The 6,892-nt window shown below is 74.0% G+C and carries 6 protein-coding genes; all 6 read left to right on the top strand.

Features of this window, described 5'->3' with window-relative positions:
- Positions 1–57: 57 nt before the first annotated feature.
- The 6 genes from KIK08_RS21815 (at position 58) to KIK08_RS21790 (ending at position 6,819) form a co-directional block, all read left to right on the top strand.
- Entirely contained in the window at positions 58–1,071 is a 1,014-nt protein-coding gene (locus KIK08_RS21815; RefSeq protein WP_214405078.1) for a helix-turn-helix transcriptional regulator, read from the top strand.
- Positions 1,064–1,270: a hypothetical protein gene (locus tag KIK08_RS21810; RefSeq protein WP_214405069.1), complete on the top strand. Its 207-nt coding sequence runs from the start codon at positions 1,064–1,066 to the stop codon at positions 1,268–1,270. Before KIK08_RS21815 ends, KIK08_RS21810 begins: the two co-directional genes overlap by 8 nt.
- Before the next feature lie 51 nt (positions 1,271–1,321).
- Entirely contained in the window at positions 1,322–1,660 is a 339-nt protein-coding gene (tatA, locus tag KIK08_RS41135) for a Sec-independent protein translocase subunit TatA (RefSeq protein ID WP_214405068.1), read from the top strand.
- A 63-nt stretch (positions 1,661–1,723) separates the two neighbouring features.
- Complete coding sequence (gene tatC / locus KIK08_RS21800) at positions 1,724–2,647, top strand: twin-arginine translocase subunit TatC (protein ID WP_214405077.1); 924 nt, start codon at positions 1,724–1,726, stop codon at positions 2,645–2,647.
- Between the two features lie 241 nt (positions 2,648–2,888).
- On the top strand, positions 2,889–5,678 hold the full coding sequence (locus KIK08_RS21795; protein WP_214405067.1) for a DEAD/DEAH box helicase: 2,790 nt from the start codon (positions 2,889–2,891) through the stop codon (positions 5,676–5,678).
- A 172-nt stretch (positions 5,679–5,850) separates the two neighbouring features.
- Positions 5,851–6,819, top strand: a complete 969-nt coding sequence (locus KIK08_RS21790) for a DUF4333 domain-containing protein (RefSeq protein WP_214405066.1) — start codon at positions 5,851–5,853, stop codon at positions 6,817–6,819.
- Positions 6,820–6,892: the final 73 nt, after the last annotated feature.

Here is a 6,892-nt window from a genome sequence, read left to right as displayed (position 1 = left end):
CGACGACGCCCGCGAGCGGGCCGCCGCGGCGGTGCGCCCGGAGCCGGTGGCCCGGTCGTGAGCGGCGGCGGCGTCACCGAGCGGCTGCCCCGGCTGCTCTCGCTCGTGCCCTACCTGCAGGCCCGCCCCGGCATCCCGGTGGCCGAGGCCGCCGCCGACTTCGGGATCACCGAGCGCCAGCTGCGCCGCGACCTGGAGCTGCTGTGGATGTGCGGGCTGCCCGGCTACGGCCCGGGTGACCTGATCGACCTGTCGTTCTCCGGCGACACCGTGAGCGTGATCGAGGACGCCGGGATGGGTCGGCCGCTGCGGCTGACCACCGCCGAGGCCACGGCGCTGCTGGTGGCGCTGCGCACGCTGGCGGAGATGCCGGGCGTGGTGGACACCGCGGCGGTGCGCCGGGCGACGGCCAAGATCGAGCGCGCGGTCGGCGACGCCGGGCCGGGGCAGGTCGCCGTCGACGTCACGCGCGAGGAGGAGGCGGCCACCGCCGCCGTCCGCGAGGCGCTCACCTCGGGGCGGGCGATGCGGATCGTGTACTACACGGCCGGGCGCGACGCGGTCTCCCAGCGCACGATCGACCCGATGCGCCTGCTCATCGTCGACGGCCGCGGCTACCTGGAGGCGTGGTGCCGCAAGGCCGAGGGGGTGCGGCTGTTCCGGCTGGACCGGGTGGAGGACGTCGTCGTGCTCGACGAGCCGGCCGCGCCGCCGTCGGACGCCGAGCCCACCGACGTCTCGGGCGGGTTGTTCCGCCCCACCGCCGAGCACCGCTCCGCGGTGCTGCTGCTGGAGCCGAAGGCGCGCTGGGTGGCCGAGTACTACCCGGTGGACGAGGTCGTGGAGGCCGGTGACGAGCGGCTGCGCGTGCGGCTGCGCTACGCCGACCCGGCCTGGCTCGTGCGGTTGGTCCTCGGGCTGGGCGGGGGCGCGCGGCTGGTCGAGCCGCGGGAGCTGGCCGAGCGGGTCGGCGCGCGGGCGCGGGAGGCGCTGGCGGCCTCGGCCGAGCCCGCCGGTGGCGGGAACACGACCGATCGGATCGACGGACCCGGAGTGGTGGACGGTGGCTGAGCTCGTGCCGGTCGTGGTGGTGGTCGTGGTGGGCCTGGTGCTGCTCGCGGTGCTGGGCGTCGTGCTGCGGGGCCCGGTGCGGCGGTTCACCCGCGCCCGTGCGGACCTGCGCGACGAGGTGGCCACGGGAACCGCGCAGCTGCGGGCGCTAGCGTACGAGCGGGGGAACCGCCACCCGCACGGCGTAGACTCGCCGTGACTCGACTTCGACCCGCACCTTGATCAGCAGTGCGACGGAAGGACGGAAAGCATGCCGAACCTCGGCGGCTGGGAGTTCGTGATCCTGATCGGGGTCCTGGTGCTGCTGTTCGGGGCCAAGCGGCTGCCGGACATGGCCCGCTCCATCGGTCAGTCCGCCCGTGTGTTCAAGGGCGAGATGAAGGGCATGAAGAACGACGAGCCCAAGGCGGAGCAGCCGCCGGCGGCCGCAGCCCCGACCCCGCCCCCCGCCGCGGCGGCTCCCGCGGAGCTGCCCCCGGCGGCGGCCCAGCCCGTCGTCCCGCCGACCCCCGCCCCGGCCCCGGGCACCCAGAACGGGACCCCGGAGGCCAGCAGGGCGGCCGGTCAGGGCTCCGCCGGCGCCAACTAGTCCCCGCCGGTGGTCAAGCTCTCCCTGCGGCGGCGCCGTCGGGTCGAGAACCCCGACGGGACGATGTCGCTCGTCGATCACCTCTACGAGCTGCGCAACCGGCTCACGATCGCGCTGATCGCGATCGTGCTGGGGACCGTGGTGGGCTTCATCTGGTACGGCGTGGAGTTCTTCGGCACCCCGAGCCTGGGCGAGCTGCTCAAGGCGCCGTACTGCTCGGTGCCGGCCGACTCGCGCGGTGTGTTCACCATCGACGAGTCCAAGTGCACGCTGCTCGCCACCGGTCCGTTCGACCAGTTCAACCTGCGCCTGCAGGTCGCCATGGCGACCGGGGTGGTGCTGGCCTGCCCGGTGTGGCTCTACCAGCTGTGGGGGTTCATCACCCCCGGCCTGTACGCCAAGGAGCGCCGCTACGCGCTGAGCTTCGTCTCGGTCGCGGTGGTGCTGTTCGTCGGCGGCGCGGTGCTGGCCTACTTCGTCATCGACCAGGGCCTGTCCTTCCTGCTCACCATCGGCAACGACGTGCAGACCACGGCGCTGTCGGGCACCGACTACTTCGGCTTCCTGATCGCCCTGCTGCTGATCTTCGGGGTGAGCTTCGAGATCCCGCTGCTGGTGGTCATGCTCAACGTCGCCGGGGTGATCTCCTACGCCAAGCTGGCCGCGTGGCGCCGTGGGCTGATCTTCGGGTTGTTCGTGTTCGCCGCGATCGCCACCCCGGGCCAGGACCCGATCTCGATGATCGCGCTGGCGCTGGCGCTGGTGCTGCTGTTCGAGCTGGCCATCCAGATCACCCGGTTCAACGACAAGCGCAAGGCGCGTGCCCGCGCCGCCGAGGGCTGGGACGACTGGGACCCCGACGCCCCGTCCCCGATCAACACCGCGCCCAGCGCCATCGATACGGCCCCCAGCCCGATCGACACCGCTCCGTCGCCGATCGACACGACGCCGAGCCCGATCCCGCACAAGGTCGACGACGCCACCTGACCGCGTCCAGGCCGGCCCGTACCCCGTCGAGAACGAACCTGTCGTGATCAACAAGGCCTGACGATCACGGCAAGTTCGTTCTCGACGGGTCTTCCCCATCGTGTCAACGATAGATTGACACCTTCGTTCGGTCAGCGAAACGCTGACCGAACCACCGCGCCGGTACCGGGGGAGTGGGCCGGCCGGGCCGGTCAGCGCAACCCGTCAGCGGACGAGGTCGTCGGTGTGTCAACCTGGACGGGTGGCCCGCACCTCGCAGGCTCCCGCGGAGGCCTACGCCGCCGCCCGGAGCCGCGCCGCACGTCCCCGGCTGGCCGACTTCGCCGGGAGCCTGGCGTTCGACCTCGACGGCTTCCAACGCACCGCCTGCGCCGCTCTCGAGGACGGTCACGGCGTCCTCGTGTGCGCGCCAACGGGCGCAGGCAAGACGGTCGTCGGCGAGTTCGCCGTGCACCTGGCGCTGGCCGAGGGCCGCAAGTGCTTCTACACGACGCCGATCAAGGCGCTGTCGAACCAGAAGTACGCCGACCTGGTCGCCCGCCACGGCGAGTCCGCCGTCGGGCTGCTGACCGGCGACACCTCGGTCAACCCGAACGCCCAGGTGGTCGTGATGACCACCGAGGTGCTGCGGAACATGATCTACGCGGAGGGCGGTACCGGCGGTCCGGACGGCGCCCGGGCCGCGCGCCAGCTCGACCACCTCGGCTACGTGGTGATGGACGAGGTGCACTACCTGGCCGACCGGTTCCGCGGCGCGGTGTGGGAGGAGGTCATCCTCCAGCTGCCCGAGCACGTGAAGCTGGTCAGCCTGTCGGCCACGGTGAGCAACGCCGAGGAGTTCGGCGACTGGCTGGTCACCGTGCGCGGCGACACGGCCGTGGTGGTCGACGAGCACCGCCCGGTTCCGCTGTGGCAGCACATGATGGTGGGCAACCGGCTGCTCGACCTGTTCGCGGGCGAGTCCGCCGACGGGGAGCTGCGGGTGGACCCCGACCTGGTCCGCCAGACCCGCGAGCTGGAGCGGCAGACCTCGATGGCCGGGTGGGACCGGGGGCGCGGTCGCGGGCCCCGCGGCGGTGGCCGTTCGGGCGAGCGGTACCGGCCGGCGTCGCGCACCACGGTGATCGACCGGCTCGACCGGGCCGGGCTGCTGCCGGTGATCACGTTCGTGTTCAGCCGGGCGGGCTGCGACGCGGCGGTCGGCCAGTGCGTGCGCTCGGGGCTGCGGTTGACCACGGAGGAGGAGGCGGTCGAGATCCGGCGCACGGTCGAGCGCCGCACGGCCGACCTGCCCCACGCCGACCTGGAGGTCCTGGGGTACTGGGAGTGGCGCGAGGCGCTGGAGCGCGGGATCGCCGCGCACCACGCCGGGATGCTGCCGGCGTTCAAGGAGACGGTCGAGGAGCTGTTCGTCCGGGGCCTGGTGCGGGCGGTGTTCGCCACCGAGACGCTGGCGCTGGGGATCAACATGCCGGCGCGCACGGTGGTGCTGGAGCGGCTGGTCAAGTACAACGGCGAGTCGCACGCCGACCTGACCCCCGGCGAGTACACGCAGCTGACCGGGCGGGCGGGGCGCCGCGGCATCGACGTGGAGGGCCACGCCGTCGTCGTGTGGCAGCCCGGGGTCGATCCGCAGCAGGTGGCCGGGTTGGCCTCCACCCGCACCTACCCGCTGCGCAGCTCGTTCCGCCCCGGTTACAACATGGCCGTCAACCTGGTGGGGCGGCTGGGCGTCGACGCGGCCCGCGACCTGCTGGAGCAGTCGCTGGGCCAGTTCCAGGCCGACCGGTCGGTGGTCGGGCTGGCGCGGCGCATCGAGCGCAGCACCGAGGCGCTGGCCGGCTACCGCGCGTCCATGCAGTGCCACCTGGGCGACTTCGCCGAGTACGCCGACCTGCGCCGGCGGGTGGGTGAGCGGGAGAAGGCGATGTCGCGCCAGGGCAGCGCGCAGCGGCGGGAGGCGGCGGCCGAGTCGCTGCGGTCGCTGCGCCCCGGTGATGTGATCGCGGTGCCGGCGGGTCGGCGGGCGGGGTTGGCGGTCGTGCTCGACCCGGGTTCGGACCCCGACTCCGATCCGCGGCCGTTGGTGCTCAGCGAGGACCGGTGGGCGGGGCGGCTGTCGGCGGCCGACTTCCCGGAGCCGGTGCGGCCGCTGGGGCGGATGCGGTTGCCGCGCCGGGTCGACCACCGCGCCCCGCGGGTGCGCCGCGACCTGGCGTCGTCGCTGCGCAACACGGGGATCGTGGCGCCCAGCAGCCCGCGGCGGCGCTCGCGCGGCGAGCAGGTCGACGACCCGGAGCTGGCGACGCTGCGGCGGGCGTTGCGCGCGCACCCCTGCCACGGCTGCGACGACCGCGAGGCGCACGCGCGGTGGGCGGAGCGGGCGGGGCGGCTGGAGCGCGAGACCGAGCAGCTGCGCCAGAAGGTCAGTTCGACCACGCACTCGTTGGCCCGCCAGTTCGACCGGCTCCGGTCGCTGCTGGGTGAGCGCGGTTACCTGGACGGGGAGCGGGTCACGGCGAACGGGGAGCGCCTGGCGCGGCTGTGGGGCGAGTCGGACCTGCTGGCGGCGGAGTGCCTGCGCCAGGGGGTGTGGGTGGGGTTGGCCCCGGAGGACCTGGCCGCGGTGGTGTCGGCGCTGGTGTACGAGTCGCGGCGGGACAACGGGCCGATGCCGAGGGTGCCGGCGGGGCCGGTGTCCGAGGCGTTGGCGGCGACGGTGGCGGTGTGGTCGGAGCTGGAGGGCGACGAGCGCCGCCACCGGGTGGACCGCACCCGGGAGCCGGATCTGGGTTTCGCGTGGCCGATGCACCGGTGGGCGCGCGGGCAGTCGTTGTCGGCGGTGCTCACCGCGGCGGAGCAGAACGGAGTGGAGCTGTCGGCGGGTGATTTCGTGCGCTGGTGCCGCCAGGTGCTGGACCTGCTCGACCAGATCGTCGGGGTGGCCGGGCGGGAGGACGGCGTGGGGCGGGCCGCGGCCGCGGCGGTGTCGGCGGTCCGGCGCGGTGTGGTGGCCCTGGGCACCGTCTGAGGCTGCCCGTCCGAGGTTGCCGGGCCTTGTCCGCGGTCCGGCGGTGGCGTTGGTCCGGCCCGGTCGGGACCGGGTTCGGGTGAGGGACTGCGCGACGACCCGCGGCTGTGCTTGGATCGCGGGGACCGCGGGGGATCTGCGGATGGTGTGCTGCTGGTGAGGAAGGTGCGCGATGTCGACTCCGCAGGGGCCCGGACAGGCGCCCGACCAGCCCGAGTGGGGCAAGGGACCCGCCGGGGGCTGGGGCGGGGCCGGTGGTCAGGGCGAGCAGCCCGACATCGACGACGACCGCACCCGCCCGGTCACCAAGGAGGACGTGGCGGCCGCGGCCGAGCGCCACCAGCAGGCTCCGGGTGGTCAGCCGGCCGGTGGTCAGCCGGGTGATCCGCGGCACGGCCAGCAGCAGGGCTGGGGTGCGCAGGGCGGTGGCCAGCCGCAGTACGGCCAGCAGGGCTACGGCGACCAGCAGCAGGGCTGGGGCGGTGGCTACGGCCAGCCGGGTGGTGCGCCGCAGTACGGCCAGCAGCAGGGCTACGGCCAGCCGGGCCAGCAGCAGCAGGGCTGGGGGGCTCCGGGCGGTGGTCAGCCGCAGTACGGCCAGCAGCAGGGCTACGGCGGTCAGTACGGCCAGCAGCAGCCGGGCTACGGGGGCCAGCAGCAGGGCTGGGGTGGCCAGGAGCAGCAGGGTTGGGGTCAGCCGGGTCAGCAGCAGGGCTGGGGCGGCGACCAGGGTCAGCCCACGCAGCACTGGCCGGGTGATCCCCAGCAGCAGTGGGGCGGTGGCGGGGGCTACCCGCCGTTGCCGAACGCGCCCGCCCAGGGCGGCGGGCGCTCGAAGCTGCCGTTCATCGTGGCGGGTGTGGTGGTGCTGGTCCTGGCCGCTGTCGGGGTCCTGGGCTTCGTGACCCCCGGGTTCTTCGTCACGAAGGTCTTCGACACGCAGGCGGTGCAGGCCGGTGTGCAGAAGGTGCTCACCGACGAGTACGGCCTGACCGTCGAGTCGGTGACGTGCGGGCAGAACATCCGGGTCGACAACGGCGCCACCTTCGAGTGCGACGCGACGATCGACGGCCAGCCGCAGAAGGTCCCGGTGAAGGTCACCAGCGCCGACGGCGACTACGAGGTGGGCCGCCCGGCCTGAGCGTCGACGTGAGCGCTGCCGCCCACCCGTCGGTGGTGGGCAATCCGCTGTCGTCGCGGCGGTGGATCGGGCA

Source organism: Pseudonocardia lacus (assembly GCF_018531445.1).
GTDB classification, from domain to species: Bacteria; Actinomycetota; Actinomycetes; order Mycobacteriales; family Pseudonocardiaceae; genus Pseudonocardia; species Pseudonocardia lacus.
This window is presented reverse-complemented; position numbering and strand designations above follow the sequence as displayed.